Source organism: Paenibacillus sp. W2I17 (assembly GCF_030815985.1).
Lineage (GTDB): Bacteria > Bacillota > Bacilli > Paenibacillales > Paenibacillaceae > Paenibacillus.
In genome coordinates, this window is the sequence record NZ_JAUSXM010000001.1 from 415,773 (window position 1) to 439,165 (window position 23,393).

At 43.4% G+C, this 23,393-nt stretch carries 14 protein-coding genes and 1 pseudogene; 5 read left to right on the plus strand and 10 right to left on the minus strand.

All coding sequences use genetic code 11. The annotated features are described in order from the left end of the window. Positions 1–15 precede the first annotated feature (15 nt). Positions 16–9,837, plus strand: coding sequence for a non-ribosomal peptide synthetase (locus QF041_RS01935; RefSeq protein ID WP_307411256.1), 9,822 nt, complete (start codon positions 16–18; stop codon positions 9,835–9,837). A gap of 561 nt (positions 9,838–10,398) precedes the next feature. After that, the gene (locus QF041_RS01940; protein ID WP_036613510.1) at positions 10,399–10,581 is read left to right on the plus strand and encodes a YjfB family protein; all 183 of its coding nucleotides are present in this window, start codon (positions 10,399–10,401) and stop codon (positions 10,579–10,581) included. Positions 10,582–10,727: 146 nt separating this feature from the next. On the opposite strand, the gene QF041_RS01945 is transcribed toward QF041_RS01940, so the two are convergent. Next, positions 10,728–11,387, minus strand: coding sequence for an HAD family hydrolase (locus QF041_RS01945; protein WP_307416870.1), 660 nt, complete (start codon positions 11,385–11,387; stop codon positions 10,728–10,730). On the opposite strand from QF041_RS01945, the pseudogene QF041_RS01950 reads away from it, so the two are divergent. Continuing rightward, positions 11,357–11,926 (plus strand): annotated as a pseudogene (locus tag QF041_RS01950) (HAD hydrolase family protein); the annotation flags it as partial. The gene QF041_RS01945 and the pseudogene QF041_RS01950 sit on opposite strands and share 31 nt — an antisense overlap. 56 nt (positions 11,927–11,982) lie before the next feature. Here the strand turns inward: QF041_RS01950 and QF041_RS01955 are convergent. Next, positions 11,983–13,089, minus strand: coding sequence for a hypothetical protein (locus QF041_RS01955; RefSeq protein ID WP_307411262.1), 1,107 nt, complete (start codon positions 13,087–13,089; stop codon positions 11,983–11,985). A 162-nt stretch (positions 13,090–13,251) separates the two neighbouring features. Here QF041_RS01955 and QF041_RS01960 point away from each other — a divergent pair, with 162 nt between their 5' ends. Beyond that, positions 13,252–13,434, plus strand: coding sequence for a YjfB family protein (locus QF041_RS01960; protein WP_307411266.1), 183 nt, complete (start codon positions 13,252–13,254; stop codon positions 13,432–13,434). A 144-nt stretch (positions 13,435–13,578) separates the two neighbouring features. On the opposite strand, the gene QF041_RS01965 is transcribed toward QF041_RS01960, so the two are convergent. The 5 genes from QF041_RS01965 to QF041_RS01985 form a co-directional block, all read right to left on the minus strand. After that, positions 13,579–14,316: an HAD family hydrolase gene (locus QF041_RS01965; RefSeq protein WP_307411269.1), complete on the minus strand. Its 738-nt coding sequence runs from the start codon at positions 14,314–14,316 to the stop codon at positions 13,579–13,581. Between the two features lie 71 nt (positions 14,317–14,387). After that, positions 14,388–15,437 (minus strand): zinc-dependent alcohol dehydrogenase, encoded by a 1,050-nt coding sequence (locus tag QF041_RS01970; protein ID WP_307411272.1) that lies wholly within the window; start codon positions 15,435–15,437, stop codon positions 14,388–14,390. A gap of 237 nt (positions 15,438–15,674) precedes the next feature. Further along, on the minus strand, positions 15,675–16,913 hold the full coding sequence (locus QF041_RS01975) for an aspartate aminotransferase family protein (RefSeq protein ID WP_307411275.1): 1,239 nt from the start codon (positions 16,911–16,913) through the stop codon (positions 15,675–15,677). A gap of 89 nt (positions 16,914–17,002) precedes the next feature. After that, on the minus strand, positions 17,003–18,211 hold the full coding sequence (locus QF041_RS01980; RefSeq protein ID WP_307411278.1) for an MFS transporter: 1,209 nt from the start codon (positions 18,209–18,211) through the stop codon (positions 17,003–17,005). 343 nt (positions 18,212–18,554) lie between these two features. Continuing rightward, positions 18,555–19,187 (minus strand): DUF1963 domain-containing protein, encoded by a 633-nt coding sequence (locus tag QF041_RS01985; RefSeq protein WP_307411281.1) that lies wholly within the window; start codon positions 19,185–19,187, stop codon positions 18,555–18,557. 204 nt (positions 19,188–19,391) lie between these two features. Between QF041_RS01985 and QF041_RS01990 the strand changes: the two genes are divergently transcribed. Next, positions 19,392–20,093, plus strand: a complete 702-nt coding sequence (locus tag QF041_RS01990) for a pseudouridine synthase (protein ID WP_307411284.1) — start codon at positions 19,392–19,394, stop codon at positions 20,091–20,093. A gap of 71 nt (positions 20,094–20,164) precedes the next feature. Here QF041_RS01990 and QF041_RS01995 read toward each other — a convergent pair whose 3' ends face one another. From QF041_RS01995 to QF041_RS02005, 3 genes are all read right to left on the minus strand, one after another. Then, on the minus strand, positions 20,165–21,103 hold the full coding sequence (locus QF041_RS01995) for a DMT family transporter (protein WP_307411286.1): 939 nt from the start codon (positions 21,101–21,103) through the stop codon (positions 20,165–20,167). After that, positions 21,100–21,951 carry an AraC family ligand binding domain-containing protein gene (locus QF041_RS02000; protein WP_307411289.1) on the minus strand — a complete coding sequence of 284 codons (852 nt, stop codon included), beginning with the start codon at positions 21,949–21,951 and terminating at the stop codon, positions 21,100–21,102. The genes QF041_RS01995 and QF041_RS02000 overlap by 4 nt, the downstream gene beginning before the upstream one ends. A gap of 222 nt (positions 21,952–22,173) precedes the next feature. Further along, positions 22,174–23,289, minus strand: a complete 1,116-nt coding sequence (locus QF041_RS02005; protein ID WP_307411292.1) for an NADH:flavin oxidoreductase — start codon at positions 23,287–23,289, stop codon at positions 22,174–22,176. Positions 23,290–23,393: the final 104 nt, after the last annotated feature.

Here is a 23,393-nt window from a genome sequence, read left to right on the forward strand (position 1 = left end):
TGATCGGGGTGCCGTATGTCTATTTTTAAGAAACAGGAATCGTATTGGGCAAGCCGATTTGAAGATGATGATCATCTTGTTCATTTGCCTTATTGCAAGACAACCTCCAAACAGCCAGACGATACGCAGCACCAGAATGATATATATAAGTCTTTGTCAGCCGATGTTTCATATAAAATCAAGTCCATGTCACGAAATGCTCCTATGGCGATATATACGATCTTATTAACGGGAGTTCAGTGTCTGTTATATAAATACACGAATGAAACCAAGATGATTATTGGCATACCAACGATGGAAGAAAAGAACAATGATCTATCGCTCTCGAATAAGGTTCTTGTCTTAAAAAATAATATCAATCATGTGATGTCATTCAAGTCCGTATTTAATCAAGTGAAGACCTGTTTAACCGAAGCCATTCAGCATCAACGAATCCCTTTCAGAAAAATGGTTGAACGTTTAAATGTTCAGTATGATTCGAACCATGTACCTCTGATTCCTACCTTGGTTTCGTTGAATGAAATTCATCCTGCCCTTGATGAAAATAACGTAAAAGCGGCGACAATGTTCCACTTTGATCTGGAGCACGACTCCATTCAGTTAAGATTAGTTTATGATGATGATCGTTATGATCGCGATTATATGGTTCAAATTGTAGAGCATCTTGACCAATTGTTATCCGTTGTGCTGAACCAACCTGATTTGGAGTTAAGTCATGTCGATATGTTATCGGAGTTTCATCGAAACAAGCTGTTATATGACTTTAACGATACAAGCGTGGGGTATCCACAGAACAAGACGATGCATCAATTATTTGAAGAACAGGTGGAACGAACACCGGACCATCCGGCAGTCGTATTTGAGAATAGACAGTTAACGTACAGAGAGTTAAATCAAAAATCCAACCAATTGGCCCGATTGCTTCAAGCTAAGGGGGTGCAGGCGGGTCAGTTCGTTGGCATTATGGCAGAGCGCTCACTTGAGATGATCGTAGGTTTATTCGGTATTCTAAAAGCTGGCGGGGCTTATGTCCCAATCGATCCGGAATATCCGGCAGATCGTATTCACTATATCCTTGAGGATTCAAAAGTGGCTTGGTTGCTGCATCAAAGTCATATACAGAAGCCGGAACATTTTGCAGGGACATGTGTCATACTGGATTCTGAAATAAATCACCATGATCATCATTTAAATTTGGAAGATGGAGCGATCTCCAGTGATTTGGCATACATGATCTACACGTCTGGAACAACAGGCCATCCCAAAGGCGTAATGATTGAACATGCCAGCATTGTGAATTCCCTGCAATGGAAATCGGATTTTTATCATTTTACCGGAGATGATCGGGTATTAATGCTGAATCCTTTCGTTTTTGATTCATTTATTACTCATTTCTTTGGTCCGATAATATCTGGCTCGACAGTGTACTTGTTAAACCAGCAACAGTGTAAAGATGCTGTGGCCATCAATACGATGGTCAAAAAACAGCAAATCACACACATCCAAAGTCCACCCAGTTTCTTGATGACCCTATTGGAACAAGTAAGCGTGGAAGATTGGGCATCCATGAAAAATGTGGTGGCTGCGGGAGAGAAGATTGTTCCTGCCTTAATACACAAATTGCAGCGAATCAATCCACGCATCGAAGTGTGTAATGAATACGGTCCAACCGAAAATAGTGTTGTATCCACAGTTCTGTCGATCAAGTCGGCAGATCAAAATATCTCAATCGGGAAGCCTATTGCGAACAATAGAGTCTACATTTTAGGAGAACGGAATGAATTGCAGCCTATTGGAGTTCAGGGAGAATTATGTGTAGCCGGAGCAGGGCTATCCAGAGGTTACTTGAACCGTCCAGATCTGACTGCGGAGAAATTCGTGGATGATCCATTTGTTTCGGAAGCAAAAATGTACAAGACAGGTGACTTCGCAAGATGGCTGCCCGATGGGAACATAGAGTATATAGGAAGGGTGGATCATCAAGAGAAAATTCGTGGACACCGGATTGAACTTGGTGAAGTGGAGAAGGCTCTTCTAAATAGTACCCAGATAAAAGAGGCCATCGTCATAGCCAGAGAAGATGAAACGGGAACCAAACAATTATGTGCGTACCTGGTAGGAGAGGATGCAATCACGATCGGGGAACTGCGGGAGGCGCTGTCCCAGGAGCTGCCAAACTACATGATTCCGTCCTATTTTGTACAGCTGGATCAGATGCCGCTCACGTCTAACGGGAAAATCGATCGCAAAGCTTTGCCTGCTCCCAAAGAACATATGTTGAAGGGCATGGAGTACGAAGCACCCCGAACGATGGTGGAACAACAACTTGTATCGATCTGGGAAGAGGTACTTGGGGTAGAGAACATAGGGATTTTGGATAATTTCTTCGAGCTTGGAGGAGATTCGATTAAATCCATTCAAGTTTCTTCGAGGTTATATCAAGCAGGTTACCAGGTGCAGATGGATCATTTGTTTAAAAATCCAACCATAGCAAGCTTGATTCCCTATGTCCAACCCATAAGTACCCTGTCAGAACAGGGAATCATCACTGGAAAAGTGATGCTGACTCCAATTCAGCATTGGTTTTTTGAGCAATACAAGGTGGACGCCCATCATTATAATCAGTCCGTGATGTTGTATCGGAAAGAAGGTTTTCATGAAGTCACACTTCGCCGTGTATTCGATAAATTGAGTGAGCATCATGATGCACTTCGTACAGTATATCGCCTTACAGAACAGGGTTATGAAGCGTGGAATGAAGGGTTGGCAAGGGATTCCTTATATACACTTGAAGTGATGGACTTCAAGTCATTAGCAGATCCGTCTCAAGAAATCGAGAAGAAGGCAAATGAAATGCAAAGCACGTTCACTTTGGAACGTGGACCCTTGATGAAGCTGGGCGTATTTCAATGTGCAGACGGAGATCATTTACTCATCGTTATTCATCACCTCGTCATCGACGGGGTTTCATGGCGAATTTTGATTGAAGATCTATCGAGAGGATATGAACAATTAAGTGAGGGAGAATCGATTCAACTACCGCAAAAAACGGCTTCATTCCAATTATGGGCAGAACAGCTTCAGTTGTATGCGAACAGTGATGCGATAACGCAAGAGCTAGCCTATTGGAATGAAATTGAACAAGCAACCTATAAACCGTTACCTACAGATTTCGAAGCGGATCATGCACTGGAAAAAGACAGTGAAGAGATCACGATAGAATGGTCAGCGGCAGAAACGGAACAATTATTAAAACAAGCGAATCGTGCGTATAAAACGGAGATTAGCGATTTGCTGCTCCATGCATTAGGCATGTCTATTCACCAATGGACGGGCATGGATAAAGTGCTGGTCAATCTGGAGGGACATGGAAGAGAACAAATTTTACCGGATCTCGATATTACACGAACGATCGGATGGTTTACGAGCCAGTATCCGGTTGTACTTGATATGGAAGCAAGTTCAAATATGTCTCTTTTCATCAAAACAAACAAAGAAATGATTCGTCAAATCCCTAAAAAAGGGATTGGTTATGGTATTTTACGATATTTAAGTGCACATCAGCAAGAAACGCCCTTTACCTTGAATCCTGAAATTAGTTTTAACTATTTGGGTCAATTTGATCAGGATCTTCAGAATAGCGGGATGCAGATCTCTCCCTATCCAGGCGGAGCAACAGCAAGCGACAATCACAGAAGAAATGTTCTTATCGATATGAATGCCTTAATTGTGGAAGGCAAATTGACGTTGTCACTTCGGTATAGTCACACACAATATCAAAAAGAAACGATAGAGCGAGTGGGAAAATATTTTAGAGATCATCTGCAAGAAATCGTGATGCATTGTGTGACAAAAGAGAAGCCGGAATGTACACCAAGTGATCTAACGTTAAAAGGAATTACCATTGAAGAATTAGAAGGATATGTTCAAGAATCGGAACACATTGGTGAAATCGAAGATATATATGCTTTGTCACCGATGCAAAATGGGATGTTCTTTCATCATTTGCTTCATTCAAAATCGGAAGCGTATTTCCTTCAAACCACGCTGGATCTTCATGGTTCGTTAGACGTGGAAGCTTTTACGAAGAGTCTGGATCAGTTGATGCAGCGTAATTCGATTCTCAGAACAAATTTTCATAGCAAATGGAAGAATGGACCCCTGCAAGTGGTATACCGTCATAAACGGAATGGGCTAATATACGAAGATTTGCGTGAGATGAATGAAGAAGATCGTGAAGCATACGTGGCAGAATATACAAGAGCAGATAAAATAAAAGGTTTCGACCTGTCTCAGGATGTGTTAATGCGTATTTCGATCTTGCAAACGCATGACCAAACCTATCGTTTCATTTGGAATTATCATCATATTTTGATGGATGGCTGGTGCCTGTCTCTTGTAATCCAGGAGTTGTTTGATGGATACTTTGCTATTCAGGAACAACGAAAACTGGAGGCAAAGAGTACGATTCCATATAAACACTATATTGAATGGCTGGACAACCAAGATCATGAAGAGTCTCTGAAATACTGGAGTGACTATTTGCAAGGTTATGATGAGCAGACCACTCTGCCAAAAGAACATTCAATTACGAAGAGTGATGAATATCATTCAGAGCATATGATTTGTACATTAAGTCAGGAATTAACCGGACAAATCGCACAAGTGGCCAGTCAGAATCAGGTGACGCTGAATACGTTCATGCAGACAGCCTGGGGAATGTTGCTACAGATATATAACGGAAGTGAGGATGTCGTATTCGGAAGCGTAGTGTCGGGCAGACCTGCGGGGATTGTTGGAGTTGAGAGAATCATTGGTTTATTCATTAATACCATTCCTGTACGCGTTCAGACTCGAGGTAACGAGACATTTGCAGCGATTATGAAGCGGAATCAGGAACATGCTGTCGCTTCGCATCCACATGACACGTATCCGTTATACGAGATTCAAGCGGAAACATCGCAAAAGCAAAATTTGATTGATCATATCCTGATATTCGAGAATTATCCTGTACAGGGCATTATGGAACAGTTTGGGGATCAGGAGGAGACAGCTCTTCGGATTACGAATGTAGAAGCAGATGAACAAACGAACTATGACTTTAACCTGATTATTAAACCAGGCCAATCCATGAAATGTATGTTCTATTACAATGCTAACGTCTATGATCGGGCAAGCGTAGAACGCATTCAAGGTCACTTGATTCAGATGTTGGAGCAAGTGGTCAACAATCCGAATATTCCGATCCATGACATTGACTTGACTACAACACAGGAGAAAACACAAATTTTGGAACAGTTTAATGATTCTATGGCTGAATACCCAATGGACAAGACGATTCATGGACTGTTTGAGGAACAAGCGGCAAGAACTCCTGAACACGTTGCGGTTGTTTTCGAGGATCAACATTTCACCTATCAAGCGCTGAACGAGAAAGCCAACCAATTAGCAAGAACGCTGAAGGCTATAGGCATTCAAAATGATCAGTTAATCGGGATCATCGCTGATCGTTCGCTAGACATGGTTGTAGGAATCCTTGCGATTTTGAAAGCGGGTGGCGCATACGTGCCGATTGATCCTGAATATCCAGAGGATCGTATAAACTACATGCTTGAGGATTCGGGTGTACATGTATTATTAATGCAAAGTCATTTGCAAGAACGTGTCTCTTTTGCAGGAGAGGTCGTTTGCCTGGATCTACCTGAGTCCTATCATGAAGGTCATTCCAATTTGGGAATTACTACTGCACCAACAGGCCTGGCATATGTAATTTATACCTCAGGAACAACAGGTAAACCAAAAGGGACATGTATTGAACATAAAAATGTGGTGCGATTGTTGTTCAACAGTAAAAACTTGTTTGATTTTAATGCATCAGATACATGGACATTATTCCATTCCTTTTGTTTTGATTTTTCGGTATGGGAAATGTACGGAGCATTGCTCTATGGCGGAAAACTGGTTATCGTACCTCAAATGACGGCAAAAAGTCCGGAACAATTTCTACAATTGTTAAAAAACGAGCAAGTGACGATATTGAATCAAACGCCAACGTATTTCTATCATCTTCTTCAGGAAGAACTGGCAGGTCATGCAGCAGATCTGAAATTAAGAAAAGTGATTTTTGGAGGAGAAGCCCTCAATCCCGTGTTATTGAAGGAATGGAAGCTGAAATATCCATTTATCCAGTTAATTAATATGTATGGGATAACCGAAACAACGGTTCATGTAACGTATAAGGAAATAACCGACATTGAAATACATGCTGGAAAGAGCAATATTGGAAAACCAATCCCGACGTTGCAGACCTATATTCTGGATAAACATCAACGCATTCAACCGATCGGTGTTCAGGGAGAATTAGTTGTAGCAGGTGAGGGCCTTGCCAGAGGTTATCTGAACCGGCCTGATTTAACCGCAGAGAAATTTGTTGATCACCCCTGGATTACAGAAGGGAAAATGTATCGCACAGGAGATGCTGCAAGATGGCTGCCGGATGGAAATATTGAATATCTGGGACGAATCGATCATCAAGTGAAAATTCGCGGTTACCGAATTGAGCTTGGCGAAGTGGAAACTGCGCTATTGCAAATAAACTCCATTCAGGAAGCGGTCGTTATTGCCCGTGAGCATGAGGATGGTTCGAAGCAGTTGTGTGCGTATTGGAAAGGCGACAGCTCACTGACAGCGAAGAAAATCAGAATGGCATTATCTCATGAAATTCCGGATTATATGATCCCGTCTTATTTTGTTCAATTAGAGCATATACCGTTAACTTCCAATGGGAAGGTTGACCGTAAGGCATTGCCATCTCCACAAGAACATATGCAAAAAGGGACCGAGTATATGGCGCCGCAGAACGCTGTAGAACAAGCGATCGTCTCTGCCTGGGAAGCTGTGCTTGGTGTTCAAAAGATTAGCACATCAGATCATTTCTTTGAACTCGGGGGTGATTCGATTAAATGTATTCAAGTTTCCTCACGACTGCTTCAAGCAGGGTATAAAGTGGAAATGAAGCATTTCTTCACCTATCCGACAGTAGCGGAGTTGAGTGAACACGTTACATCCGTAAGCACTATTTCTGACCAAGGGGAAGTTACGGGACAAGTGATGCTGACACCTGTTCAGCGCTGGTTCTTTGATCAAAATATGGTGGACGCACATCATTACAATCAGGAAATGATGTTCTTTCGTGAAAAAGGGTTTGATGTTCACTTTATTCACAGCATCATGGATAAGATCGTTAAACAGCATGATGCTCTACGTATCCTTTATCGACAAGCGCCTGAAGGCGGATATGAAGCGTGGAATCGAAGGGCAGACGAAGATGGATTATACAGCCTTGAAATCGTTGACCTCAAAACAGAAGCAGACCCTGCATCGTTCATTGAAAATAAAGCAAAAGAAATTCAGAGTGGTATGGATCTGTCTCACGGACCTTTGATCAAACTTGGGTTGTTCCAATGTGCTGAAGGGGATCACCTGCTTATTGCCATCCATCATTTGTTGGTAGACGGGGTATCATGGCGTATTTTATATGAAGATATTCAGACAGGGCAAGAACAGTTCTTAAGAGGTGAAGAAATCCGGCTTCCTCAAAAAACGACCTCGTTTAAACAATGGGCAGAACAATTGTCTACATTTGCAGACAGCCCGGCGATGAAGCAAGAGAATCTATACTGGAGTCGTGTGGAGCAGGCCCAGCTAAGCCCGCTGCCTAAAGATATGGATTGTGATGAGACGATTGGCAAAGATAGTGAAACGCTCACCATTCATTGGACCGCAGCGGAAACCGAGCAATTATTAAAGCGAACACATCATGCGTACCATACGGAAATTAATGATATATTGCTAACGGCATTAGGAATGGCTGTTCATGATTGGACAGGCATGGGAGAAATGCTCGTAAATCTGGAAGGGCATGGTAGAGAAGACATCCTGTCAGAGCTGGACATTACGCGTACAGTGGGATGGTTTACGAGTATGTACCCCGTTATGATTACGATGGAGTCCGGGGCTGACTTATCAAGGAAGATTAAGACCGTCAAGGAAGGACTGCGCCAGATCCCAACCAAGGGCATTGGTTACGGGATTTCGAGGTATTTGTCACATGGAAATGAAGGATTCAAGTTAGAGAAAAATCCCGAAATTAGTTTCAACTATATGGGACAGGTGAATCAGGATTCGGGCCAAGATGGCATTAAATTTTCGCCTTATTCCAGCGGGCCATCTGTAAGTGAAAACAACAAAAGACCTTTTGTGCTTAATATCAATGGCATTGTTACAGAGGGGCGGTTGTCGCTGTCCATTAACTATAGTTCAAAACAATATCGCCGGGAAACGATGGAGCAATTGGCTTTTCTCTATAAGGAAGGTCTTAATAGAGTCGTTGAACATTGTGTAACGATGGAACAAACCGAGCTGACGCCAAGTGATATTTCATGCAAGTCATTAACCATTGATCAATTGGATCAAATCGTGGAACACACGGGGCACATCGGTCGAATCGAAAATGTGTACCCACTTACACCATTACAGAAGGAAATGCTGTACGAAAGTGAACGGAATCCAATTTCTGGCGCTTACTTTGTACAAATCATGTTTGATATGCGTGGAGATTTGGATGTTACCTCTTTTGCGCAAAGTTTGGATCAATTAATGCAAAGGCATGCGATATTAAGAACTAATTTTTACAGTGATTTTGTGGACATCCCTCTTCAAATCGTGTATCAAGAGAAGAAATTTGAATTTAACTATGAAGTTGTAGCTGGCACAAGTGAGCTGCAATGTAAAACGTATGTTGACGAGTATATCGAGCAGGACAAGGCAAGAGGATTTGACTTACAACGAGATTCGCTAATACGTATGTCTGTTTTACGAACAAAGCCTGAGGAATACCGCGTCATATGGAGTTTTCACCATATTTTGATGGACGGCTGGTGTATGTCTCTGGTTAGCAAAGAGATATTTGAAAATTATTTTGCGATTCGGGAAAATAGAAAGCCTCAAGTGACTCTATTAACACCGTATAGTCAATTCATTGAATGGCTGGAACAGCAAGATCATCAAGGTGCAATAACGTATTGGAGTCATTACCTGGATGGTTATGAGGGACAAACGAAACTGCCTGGAGAAAAAATCAAACCGAAACATGAAAGACAGGATTCCAGAACGTTAAACTGTTATTTGGATGATGTACTAATCGAGCAAATGAAACAGATTGCGGAACAGCAGCATGTTACTCTCCATACGTTAGTGCAGACGGTCTGGGGTGTATTGTTGCAGCAATACAATGAGAGCAACGATGTTGTATTCGGAAGTGTTGTATCGGGCAGACCGCCTGTCATTCCTGGGATCGAAAGTATGATTGGATTATTTATTAATGCAATTCCTGTTCGTATCCAGGCTCAGGCCGATGAGTCATTTATATCTTTAATGAAAAGAAATCAGGCTCAAGCTGTGGAGTCACATGCATATGATACGTATTCGTTATATGATATTCAAAATCTGACCAAGCAAAAACAATCTCTGATTAACCATGTTGTTGTATATCAGAACTTCCCGGTAGAGAACCGAATGGAGAGTCTGGGTCAGAAAGGTGAAACACCGCTTGAGATTATGAATGTTGGGGGTACAGAACACAATAGTTTTGATTTTACTTTGATCATCAAGCCTCATGAAAATATGAAGATCATATTGATGTACAATGCCAATGTGTACGACCCATCTACCGTTGAACAGATTCAAAAACACTTTATTTCCATGATTCAACAGGTGGTAAGTAACCCGGAAGTTAAAATAAACGAACTTGCGTTGAGTACGTCGAACAGTTATTAATGCACAAGTAATGGGCCGCTCCAAAAGTGAGTTTCCTCCTCACTCAAAGCGCTAACGAATCTGACGCGTATTAATAGGTAGATTCGATGTGAATGGCAAACTTAAACGAACCTCAGTAATGTTATTTCATCATATCAGGGTGTCAGAACCTAAAAATCGACCCAATCGACGAAATAACGTCTCTGTGATTCGTTACACCACAGACCTGTGCAAATCAGAGCGAATAGCATGTGCCAGGTTCATTAGAATAAAATAACTTTAATAAGGGATGTCCTCAGTCATGCTCATGACTTATGGCATCCCCTTTTTATGCTCCGTTAATGATGATAGCTGGAAAATTACTGTAGATGGAGAAATAAAGCTTCTTACGTGGTCGGATCAACATTGTGATGTCACCAACGAGGAAGATCAGCTATTGAAATTGCGGATGTTCATTCAACAGATCGTGGAAACGAAAGAATCCTCCGTATACATTTTGATCGACCTTTTAACAATTCCTCTCTACTGACCGATATATAATAAGTACATCTATGTAATCAGAAAGTGAAAGGAGTGCAGAACATGGATATTGCAGCATTATCAATGGCGATGAGCCAAGCTTCAGTAGTGCAGTCGGCAAGCTTGCAAGTGATGTCGATTACAAAAGACATGGCACAGCAGCAAGGCCAGCAGATGGCGGAAATGTTGAAGTCAATGCCTGCTCCTCATCCCAATCTGGGTAGAAGTCTCGATCTTTCGGTTTAGTTGAAATTACAGCATGTGTTCTTATGTAACACTCTTTGCAGCAAGCAAAACCCAAACAGCTCCAATTCAAATGAATTGAAGCCGTTTGGGTTGTTTTTTTTCTAAATCCTCATTCCGAAATTACGATCTTTTTTATTACGATCTTCTCAGCGAAACTTTGACAAGCTTGGCAATCTGCCTTCAAAGGGCAGTGTATCCTTTAATGTCCATAACTCATCGTAACTGGAAATCTGAAGATCGGCTTTGGACAAGTCCTGATTGCCTGATCCCGGATTGCGATATCCGATGCAGCGCATGCCTGCACTTTTGGCGGCTTGGACACCATTGCGCGAGTCCTCGATCACCAGACAATTCGAAGGGGACGCACCGATCATCTCAGCTGTGGTCAGGAAAATATCTGGTGCCGGCTTGCCGTTCGTAACTTCCTCACCTGTCATTCGCACCTCAAAGTATTGCCCAAGACCGGTCTTGTCCATGATCAAATCAATCAGTGCACGTGGAGAGGAAGAAGCTACGGCTATGGGAATGTGTTTCTCATGCAGCCAACTTAACCAGCGTTCCACGGAAGGCATCGCCGTCAGATTCGGATGGGCAAGCATGGTTTGCATCACATTATGCTGATGATAAGTAAATATTTCTTCCAGCGTAGCTGTCAGCTGATGTTTGTCCAATACTTGCTGCCACATGGATTCCAGCGTAACTCCAACATAGGAATGATGTTCTTCATCAGTCACCCTGGCTCCAAAATGGGTAAAAGAGCTGCGCTCAATCTCGAAATAAAAACGGCATTGACTTCTACCTTGAATCCAATTCGGCTCTGTATGCGAGTAGCAATCTTCAACCTCACATGGAAAGCCGCATCTATGGTGATGTGGAGAATGACCCTGTAGCCAGAGAGAAGAAGGAGCTGAAATCGCACCCGTTTATTGCCGGATTAACGTATGGAGAGGCCGACCTGTATAAGGATGATGTGAACAAAGTATGTTTCTTGGAGAGCTCAGCCATCCCGTTTGAGCGGATCAAGCAAGAGTTTGAAGGAAAATTCGAAGTCATTCAGTGCACTGTGCCGATCTTTGGTGAAGGAAGTGGTGAACTAATGATCCCTGGCATTCACAAAGCGATTGCGATCGCCGATCTGCTGAAGCATTTAGGCATGTCCCAAGAAGATACATGCGCCATCGGTGATGGCATGAATGATGCCGAGATGTTGGAATTTTGTAATATCGGAATTGCCATGGGGAATGCAAAGCCTGGACTGAAAGCTATTGCAGATGTTATTACTGGAACAGTAGAGGAAGATGGATTGTATCATAGTTTTGTGAAGTATGGATTGATTGAAGGGTAAGTTGATTCACTAATGAACAGCTAATAAAAAGAGAGCAACCTAGTTGCTCTCGAATTTTAGTAATCGGACCATGAATATATCTGTCCATTGTAGAAGGTTACGTAGGTATTTCCATAGACCCAAATATCAATAGAACCTAATGAACTAGTAGAGTTACTGGTGCTATTTGGACTCCCCCAAGAAAGTAACACTTGATTAAACGTCATCCCTAATTTGATCTTTTGCTGACTAATAAGTTTCCAGACGTTTGAAGACCAGCCTGGGTAATCTTTTTTAGGGTCACTGTCATAGAACAACCCATTAATAAATTCATTTGGATCGTCTGTAACAGGCAACTTGAACGTAATCGACTTCCCACTAGCTCTTTTGGCTTTCACAATTACATTATTTTTTTTAATATCAACGGAAAGAATTTTTATTTTTTCTAAATGATAAAGCGGATTTGAAGAAGGTAAATTATTTTTGTTAGCCCAATATTCGCCCCCCTTAAAAGCGATATGTATGAAATATTCGTAATCAAAATAATAACAAAAATTCGAAAATCCAATGTCCTTATATATGTATTCTGTGACGGTCTTTCCATTTGCTGATTGTATAGTTACTTCCGTGAGTTGATAAAGTTGGGTCATGCTGACGATCCAGCCAGGTTGATCTAGTGCATAAGAGTATACTTTTGATCCAAAAACGGAACGATATGCTTTGGGAACACTAAGGACTCCGTTCATTAATTTCTTAGTCCGTGTTGCTCCGTCCTCGTCTCCCCATATAAATGCTACCATTAAATTATCTTCATTCCTGCCTGAGTAACCGGAAACCTTTAGAAACTTCTCGAATGATATGTAGGTTATTCCTTTGTACAAAATGGTGTCTTTCTTACTTACTTGTTCTTTATTTAATTTGGTTTTGACTTCAAATCCATTTCCTACAGCAATAAGTGAACCGATTTGTTTGAACATTTTGATAGGAATGTAGACGGTACCGTTATCCGCTAGGTATGCTTGATCGTTGAAACTCGCAAGCTTTCCATCAATGAATATAGTGTATTCAATATCTCGGTAAGACTCAGCTAGAGGATTACTAGCCGCTAACATGTGAGGCGGAAGTAATACGAACAGTAAACTAAAACTAATAAAAATACATGTCAATTTCCTAAGACTTTTCATTAAAGATTCTCCTTTTATTTTTCTACCTTAAAACTATAGCATGAAGCTAACAGCCATAACAGGTAATTATTTGCTTGATCTGAGCTGCTCAACATTTGATCCTCACTTTCCGATATATATTAAGTACGCCCAAATGATAAGATAGAGAAAGGAGCACATAGCATGGATATTGCAGCATTATCAATGGCCATGAGCCAGGCATCCATAGCACAATCGGCGAGTTTGCAGGTGATGTCTATGTCGAAAGACATAGCACAACAGCAAGGTCAGCAAATGACGGAAATGTTAAAGTCACTTCCGGCTCCTCATCCCAATCTGGGTGGAAGTCTCGAACTTTCGGTTTAGTTGATGTTACAGCATATGTTCTCATGTAACACCCATTGCAGCAAGCAAAACCCGACCAGCACCAATTCGAAAGAATTGAAGCTGATCGGGTTGTTTTTTTCTACAGGTCTGTCCAGGTCCGTTATTTCCAGACGTACTATCTGCTCAGCGTAGCTTCGCTAGGCTTGGCAATCTGCCTTCAAAGGGCAGCGTATCCTTCAATGTCCATAACTCATCGTAACTGGAAATCTGAAGATCGGCTTTGGACAAGTCCTGATTGCCTGATCCCGGATTGCGATATCCGATGCAGCGCATGCCTGCACTTTTGGCGGCTTGGACACCATTGCGCGAGTCCTCGATCACCAGACAATTCGAAGGGGATGCACCAATCATCTCAGCAGTGGTCAGGAAAATATCCGGTGCTGGCTTGCCACTCGCGACTTCCTCTCCGGTCATCCGTACCTCAAAGTATCGCCCAAGTCCGGTTTTGTCCATGATCAAATCAATGAGTGCACGTGGAGAGGAAGAAGCAACGGCTATGGGTATATGTTGCTCATGCAGCCAGCTAACCCAGCGTTCCACGGAAGGCATTGCTGTCAGATTCGGATGGGCAAGCATGGTTTGCATCACATTGTGCTGATGATAAGCAAATATTTCTTCCAGTGTAGCTGTCAGCTGATGTTTGTCCAGTACTTGCTGCCACATGGATTCCAGCGTAACTCCAACATAGGTATGATGTTCTTCATCAGTCACTCTTGCTCCAAAATGGGCAAAAGAGCTGCGCTCAATCTCGAAATAAATCGGTTCGCTGTCAATCAGTACACCATCCATGTCAAAAATGACCGCTTGAATGATGTCATCATTGGGTGCTCCCAGTCCGTTAGATTCTTTGTTTGCTGCCATGTTGTATTCCTCCTCCAGGATTGTGTAAACATATGTCTCTAATGTAATCCATTCATGGTTAACCTTCCACTTTAGAAACTGGAACCGCTGGATTGCAGCACAACTTTAATGGCATGTGAAGAGGCTTGAAGTGTGCGTCCCTGAATATCGCAGCCAAGTGTACGGAATGCCTCTTCGTAATCCTCCAACGGGAAGGAGTGGGTGATGATTTTTTTTGCCGGAATAATCCCTTGTTCAATCATATAATGTGCGGTTGCAAATGTTCCCAGAGAATCAATGGAACCAATAATTTTCAGACTGCGGTCCACAACTTCCTTGGGATTGAAGGATGTGTTTCCATCTCTCAGACCAACCAGCATCAGGTAACCGCCGCTGGCGAGTTGGGAAAGCACTTGTGTGCCCACAACGCCCGTTGTATCCACGATCATATCGACCTGCTGGGTTGCGGGTGACAGTGATTCTATTGCATTTTCGAAGGATGAATGAACCTCCCAACGGTCTGGTGCAATGGAACCGGCAATGGCTAAGCGTTCCTCAGAGATGTCGACCAGACAGCCGGTGACCCCTTTAGAAGCGAGCGCGTAGCTGTACAGAATGCCAATCGGGCCTGCGCCGAGGATGATCGTTCTGAAATTCGGCAGTAGATGAATCTGATTAATCCCTGTCAGCATACAGCTGAGCGGTTCCGTCAAAGTTGCTTCTTCATAGCTCACATGGTCCTTCAATTTGTACAAAAAGCGATCCTCGGTCACATAATAATCTGTAAATGTTCCGTCAGCACTTACACCTGTCTCGGTAACAGACTTGTGTGTGCAATGATTTTGTCTGCCTGTTCTGCACATGTCACATTGTCCGCAATAGTAGGTAGGGTCGATCACAACACGGTCGCCCGGTTGTAATGTCGTAACCGCAGAGCCAACTTCAATGACTTCCCCGGCAGACTCATGACCGAGAATGACAGAAGGGACCGCATGATATTTGCCGCTGACAATACCGAGATCGGTACCGCATACACCTGTCGCCCGAATACGAACCAACACCTGATTATCTCTTGTAATTTCCGGGACAGGCCGATCCTCAAGCGCCACATCCCAAGCCGATTTGTATACCAATGCAAGCATGTTATAACCTCCTTATAATTATATAAAATATAAATATAGCGATTCATCTTAAACAGTTTTTGACAAGATACGAAAGTAGTGAAGGGGACGAAATCGATTCTGGAGAAGCGAAGCGTTCGCCTTTATCAACGGATTTTTCCCTTGGGAAAGGGAAATCAAGAAAATCCGTGGATAACAGCGATCATAAGAACGATTCGTAACCGAAACGACCACTTCGAACAGTTGCATTGAAATGTTTTAATTAACGCTGGCGAGCACTGAATCCAGCCGCTCCACAATCTCAACCAGTTCGTCTTCGGTTGTGGTAAGGGAAGGCCGGACCTTAACAACGTTGCCGAAACCATATCTTGAACTTCTCAAGATCAGATGCTCATCTGTAAAAGCGCGGTCAACAATGGCATTGGTTTTTAGCGTATCCGGTTCATTACCGTCACCTACGATCTCCAACCCCCACATTAACCCGACACCACGAGCTTCACCGATACTTGGGTATTTTAATGCCAATTCTTGCAGCAATTCACCCAAAATTTCACCTTTGCGTTTCACCGCATCCAGGAATCCGGGTTCGGATACCACTTCCAAGGTGGATTTGGCAGCGGTTACGGAGATCAGATTACTTCCTGAGGTGAAGGAGTGTTCGTGCTTTTCGAGCACATTCAGCCGGGATTGCATTAATACCGCAGCAACAGGTACGCCGATCCCGCCAAGACCTTTCGCAAGGGTGATCATATCTGGCTGGATATCAAACAGTTCGCTAGCGAACATGGTTCCGGTACGACCGATTCCGGTCTGCACTTCGTCGGCAATGAGAATAATATTGTACTCATCACACAGTTTACGCAGTCGTTTGAAATATCCGGCAGGAGGAATGATATTGCCGCCATTCCCGAGAATAGGTTCGATAATCATGCAGGCAACTGAGCCAGAACTTGCATATTCTATCGCATCAGATATAGCTTCAACGCATTGATAGTCGCAGTCTCCATTTGAGGATTTGAATGGGCAACGATAACAGTATGGGGCAGGTACATGGACAGCGTTAGCCACAGCCGAATTGGGGAACCGTTTCCGCCGGAAGGCATTTCCAGAAATCCCGGTGGCAAATTGCGTCTGCCCATGATGGGACAGATACAGGCTGATGATGTCTGTCGATTCGGTATACTTCTGTGCAATTTTGGTCGCACATTCGTTGGCAGTTGAACCAGTAATATCCCGCATCCATCCGGCATTAATGTCGTTTGGAGCATATTCGATTAAGTGATCAAGTACTTCATTTACGTATGGTTCAGTGAAGGAGGAAGACATATGCGTCAGATTGCCGACTTGTTCCTGAATTTTGCTGACAACATGTGGGTGATTATAGCCCAGTGACAGATTGAACGTGCCCGACACGCCATCCAGGTATTCAACACCTGAATCGTCAATCAACTTAATCCCTTTTCCGGCTATGAAGCGGTTGTTGGTTAAAGTTTGCATACGATTTCCTCCAATATAATGGTGTACTAGCTCGAACGAAGCTCAACAATCCGGATGATGCGGGCATCACCTCCCTTAAGAAACGATGTTTACATTTCCTTGCTATGTTGTGCGAGAGCAGCACGTACTGCATTATTTTTTACAGTCCATAGATGAGAGACCATCAAAGTAACAAGCAGGATCAGACAGAATCCGGCCAAAATCCAGATTGTATTCACGACAGGCCCTGTACTCATACTCCATCCAGTCACATACTGCAAGATGGCACCTCCAATACCTCCCGAGGCGATCAGGATACTGGTTGTCCGCTCGGTCATGCCGGGAATCAGAACATTTGCATAGACAAGTGCAATACAGAACAGCCCCGACATGAACAGACCGGTTCCGAAGATGAGCACATAAGTTACCCACTGTCCAGTTACAAATACCATAGCGACCGTAAACAAAAGCGTGCCAACCGTGCTCCAGATCAGGAATGGCATATAGTTGACGGATTCGGCTATTTTCCCGGAGAAAAGACGACCGATGATCATCGCAATCCACAGGATGGAGACACTCAGCGATGCGACAGATTCCTGAAGTTGCAGTCGTTCTACGAGTATGGAGGGCAGGAAGTTCATCAATCCCAGCTCCAATCCCATGTAGATGAAAAAGAAGATGACGAAGATTGTCAGCAGACCCAGATGTTTTCTCGAATATTGAGCTTTACCTGCTTCATGTGCCACTGTATTCTCGCCAGCCTGTTCCAGATACAGTGCGGCTGGCCGGGGCATAGTGATCCACAGCAGCATGAGAACCAGTGACAACACAGCCACTGTATAAAAAGTAAGATGCCACAGATCCATCCAGATAAATAAAGCAGCAACAGCCGGGATGAGAAGTGCTCCGAGAGCAAAGAAGACATCCAACTTGGACATGGCGACCGCCTTTTGATTCTCAGTGAATTCGATCGTGAATGCACCTACAGAGGGTTCGATGATACCTGAACCGAAACCTACGATAATCGTGAGAAGAAGAACTACAGACCAGGATGGCAGAAAACCGAGTAATGTATAGGCGGCTACAATACAGATCAGAGCAAGGGTCAGCATCGCTTTTCTTCCGATACGGGCTGTCAGGGCAGGAGCTACGATTACACCGACAAGAAATCCAAGAAACTGCAGAAATAACAAAAATCCGCCATCACTGTAACCGCGCTCATAATGTGACAATAAAACAGGGAGAAGTGCACCGAGCACAACGCTGGTTATGCCGATTAACAGATAAAAACCGCAGCTTAGAGCGAATATTCTTTTCAAAAGCCCGCCTCCTAGTTGGATAAAAATTTTATATTATGTAATTAATGTTTATTTCATATATAACTTATACCATAAATGCACAAATGTACATGCTTTTTATTGTAAAATAATGTTAAGTTTTGAAGGTTGGAAATATTTATTGTGTTATATTTTTTTCTAAAACGATTTCGTGTCGAAAGGGTAGATATGATTCAATTCATATGACCTTTTAACAGGGTTTGCCATCTGTATTGATCGAGGATAGTGAAACGTACATATACAAAAAAACGTTCCCTGTCTGAGTAGACGTGAAACGTTCTGATAGCCTTTTTTTATGATGATACCTGACCTCAACCTATCGCCATTAAGCAGTCTGTACAAAGAAAATTCCATCGAATGGCGCGTGAGCAGACTCGGGACCCCTTCGCAAAAATAAATAACCGTTTGCATCGGGAAGACCCAATATATCCCGATAAGGCTCAGGAAAATCTCCGGAATATATTTGACACACCAGTTGATGTTCCTCTAGCAAATGATCAATTCCTTTCACACCGTTTGGTAAAGTGGGAGAAAAAAATGAGAATGCAGGGAATGCCTGATCGTCTAACTCCATTTCAATCAAACGTACGCCGCTTAACGGAATGGGTGGAACGGGACATACGGAAGTGAGTGGATGCGAAGATACCGAGACATAAGTGCACCCGGCGAGAATATTCTCGTTCCATTCCAGCTCATCTCCCGTATAGGTTACCTGATCCAGAAAGTATTCGGAGGCGGAGTAGGTCGAGAAGACCGAGATATATTTATCTTGTGGTAAAGAAGGGATATGGACCTGCTGTGAAAGTGTATTACAATTGATGGAGAACAGATGCAATAAAGGCTGCCCCTCGGGGTTGAGAGGCCAGTCGGAAACGTATGCAGTTTCTCCACCAATCCACATGCCAGAGTCTTGGTTTGGATCATCGGGGTCAACTGTAAATCGAGTAACTTTGTACATGAGAAACTCCTTCCAGAGTGTATTTTGGCATTCCTATGTAACGTTGTATGTGTTTTTATATAACCATTCATTGCTTCGTTTCAGTATAAATGAGATGATGTGGAATGAAAATCAGTACAAGGTACTAACTCATTGCACGAAGCGAATGAACGTACCAGCACTCTAAGAACCAGTGGCAATACTATAGATGAGAAGTGGTGACACATGTTAATTAACAAATACATAAGTGAAACGGGATTCTGCTCCCGCAGGGAAACGAACCGTTTAATTGCAGCTGGACGCATAACGATCAATGGCAGGGTATGTGAAAAAGGGGCGGAAGTTGAACCTCACGATGTGGTACTCATTGATGGGAAGGAGATTCCTCGTAATGACAGCGAACCTGTCTACATTGCTCTGAACAAACCCATCGGTATTGTCTGCACAGCAGCAGAACATGTGAAGGGGAACATCATTCAATATATGAATTATCCTTCTCGCATATTTGCGATAGGCAGGCTGGATAAGGCATCTGAGGGGTTGATTTTGCTTACGAATGACGGAGGCATTGTGAACAAGATGATGCGTTCAGAGCATAATCATGATAAAGAATATGTAGTGACTGTAGACAAACCCATAACCGACGAATTTGTAAAGTCCATGTCTGATGGCGTTGAAATTCTGGATGTGGTGACCAAGCCCTGCGAAGTGTATAGGCAAAGTGACAATGTATTTCGTATTATTCTGACACAGGGTCTCAATCTGCAGATCCGGAGAATGTGCAAAGCCTTGGGGTACCGAGTCTTGAAGCTGGAGCGTGTGCGAATTATGAATATTACGCTGGATCAACTGGAGCGGGGGCAATGGCGTCATCTGGAGCAAGAGGAACTGGAGATTCTGCTGTCTCAATTAAATGAGATAAAATGAATGACTTCTGCTGCATGTCAACGGTGGTCAACCATGATGTCCAGTCATATCAGTAAAAAATGAAGCAAACACTAACCCCTATGTGGATTAGTGTTTTTGTTGTTAAGCTTGTGTCCTTTTCGTTCTGAAATGTAAGAGCCAAATAGGGTTAAGAACGCCCCGAGTATAATCACCCAGGTTATCCGTTCCTGAAGAATTAGTGCAGATGACGCGACAGTAATGACAGGCACCAGATAGATGTAGACACTCGTTTTGATAGCTCCGAGAAGATTCACAGCCCGGTTCCAGGTCACGAAACACAGCGCGGAGGCACCCAGGCCGAGGTAGAGAATATTGGAGAGATTGGTCATATTCGTGAAGCGCCCGAGATTCCAATGGAATTCAAACAGGAATAGAGCTGGCAGCATAAAGATCAGGCCATAGAAGAATACTTTGCGAGTCGCGCCAATGGTGTGATAACGAAGCTCGCCAATTTTCCGCATTAGCACAGAGTAGATCGCCCATACCGCAGGTGCTATGAAAGCAAGCAGATCACCTATCGGATTCAGTTGCAGAATGAAACTGCCGTTCAGCGCGATGAGTAGGATGCCGCTCAAGGCAATCCCGAATCCGATAAGAAAGCGGCGCGTTAACTTCTCACCATCTAAGAAGAAGTGTGCGAGTACGGCAGTGAAGAACGGGGCAATGGAGACAATAACACCCACGTTGGAAGCGGTTGTGTACACCAGAGCAATATTTTCAATAAGAAAATATAACGTCACCCCACATAGTCCTGCTCCGATAAATAACAACTCTTCTCTGAATGAGGCGATCCGTAGTGAACGCGGATAGATCAATAACAGTACCAAATACCCGATTAGGAAACGAAAAAATAGAATTTCCACAGGAGTGAAATCAGTCAACAGAACCTTCGTAGAGACAAAGGTAGTTCCCCAGATCAGTATAGTAAACAAAGCGAGTAAATGTCCGGTAGAGGCTTTAGTATTTTGATGACCAAGATGACTTGTCATACGATGTTAGTGGTGGTTCGTTTCAACTCCGAATTATGATTGAAGATACGTCTATATTGCTTGGGTGTCAGGCCAATCAGTTTTTTGAAAAAATTGGTGAAATGGCTCTGGTCACTGAATCCTGTCTGTGCAGCTACTTCAATTGGAAGCAGACCTTGTTCCAGCAGACGTTTGGCTTGATTAATGCGAATTGTCTCCAGATAACGGTAAGGTGATATTCCTTTCTGGCGGGTGAATAAACGCAGCAGGTGGTATTTGCTCATCTCCGTCAAATCGGCTAACTCGTTCAGCGAGATGCTTTCCATGTAATGAGCTTCTATGTAATCACATATGCGTCTGATCTCTGTGGTCACATCCTGTGTGGAAACAGGTGGTTCAGCATCCGAATAATCTCGCAGCAATTGATCCAGTAGTAAGAGTAACAATTCTTCTTTGCAGAAATCCGATTGCTCTTCCAGAATCATCTGATGCAGCTCGTGCAGGGAACCCACAAGTTCACTTTGGTAGAGAACGGGGGATGTAAACCGTGGCAAGTAAGCTTGTCCAGTAATCTCTCTCACATACTCTCGCATAACCTCAGGCTGGACATTGATACAGCGATAATCGAGGGTTCTTCCATCCACCTGTTCGCAGGCATGAGGATCATGTGGATTAAAAACAATCATATCTCCGCTATTCAGAATGTATTCTTCGTTATTGCAGACAAGGTGTCGCTTGCCTTGTTCAATGAATCCAATGACGTAATAGTCATGAAAATGGTTGGGAAACTTCTGCATAATGCCTTCAAATTGATAAGCTTCTAGCTGTAAGTCGGTATCAAATACTACAGTCCGGACTTCTCGAGTCATGATGCACCTTCTTTCTGGTAAGTTAAGATCATTATAGGTTGCAAAGAAGGAATTTTCTTGAACGATATTGCTATTGCTCGAAGTGTTTGAACGGACAGATATCTCTAAAAACAAAATACCCGCAATCCCGGGGGAAAGCGAGCCCTTTGCTTAGTATAGTTGATTCATGAGTTCAAGCCTATATATGGGAGAGAAAATCTCTGGAACAATAAGGTATTGTTCTTAGTGTAACGTAGCGAGTGCTTCAGGTGTAAAAGCCTGAATCTCGGATACACGTCCTTCGCGTATTTTGGCAGCCCATGCCGGATCACCAAGGAGTGCACGTCCCACAGCTACCAGATCAAATTCCTGTTGTTCATATCGCTTCATGAGTTCGCCCATACCTGGATGTGTTGTTTTATCTGTACCTGCTTCAGGCTCATCTGGCATACCCACAGAACCAACGGTAATTGTGGTTCGGCCACTCAGTTTTCTTACCCAACCTGCAAATCCAAGATCAGATCCTTCGAACTCGGGCTCCCAGAAGCGTCGTGTCGAGCAGTGAAAGATATCTACACCTGCGTCAACTAACAAACGAAGGAATTGTTCCAATTGTTCGGGGGTGTCGAACAGTCTGGCTTGATAATCATTCATCTTCCATTGGGAAATCCGCATCGCTATAGGAAAATCAGGACCTACCGCAGCACGAACTGCCATTACAAGTTCAACTGCGAATTGAGTTCGTTTTTGAAGGTCACCACCATAGCGGTCCGTTCTCCTATTCGTTGTTTTCCAGAAAAACTGATCGATCAGAAAACCGTGTGCACCATGAAGTTCAATTCCGTCAAAACCAATGCTTTGCGCATTGGCTGCTGCATCTGCATAAGCTTGAATCACAGTTGCGATCTCCGCCTCCGTCATTGGCTCACCTACTTGAATACCTTCCATATCAACTCCCGATGGACTCAGTGAGGCAGCTTCCGGGTGTGGGTTAGATCCTGAAGGACGAACGATTCCCATGTGTAAAATCTGCGGAAAAATCTTGCCGCCCGCTTCATGGACATGTTCGACCACTTCAGCCCAGCCTTGAAGAGCTGCTTCTCCATACATATGAGGGATTCTAGGCTCACTTGATGCAGATGGATGCTCAATGGTCGCACCTTCGGTAATAATGAGTCCAACACCATGCTCGGCACGCCTACGATAATATGCGGCTACATCGGGGCCCGGGATACCATCCGGGGAGAAGGCACGAGCCATGGGGGACATGACGATGCGCGAGGAAAGGGTTAACTTTGAAACGGTGTATGGTTGGAACAGAAGCTCCGTAGAAATAACGTTATGTTGTTGATTACTCATATTAAGCACCTCCATTATTATGCACCTTCAAGCGGGTACGAGTGCAATCTTAACAAGGTCTATAGGCATGCTCAACCAACAATCGGAGCATTTTGTTGCTTAAG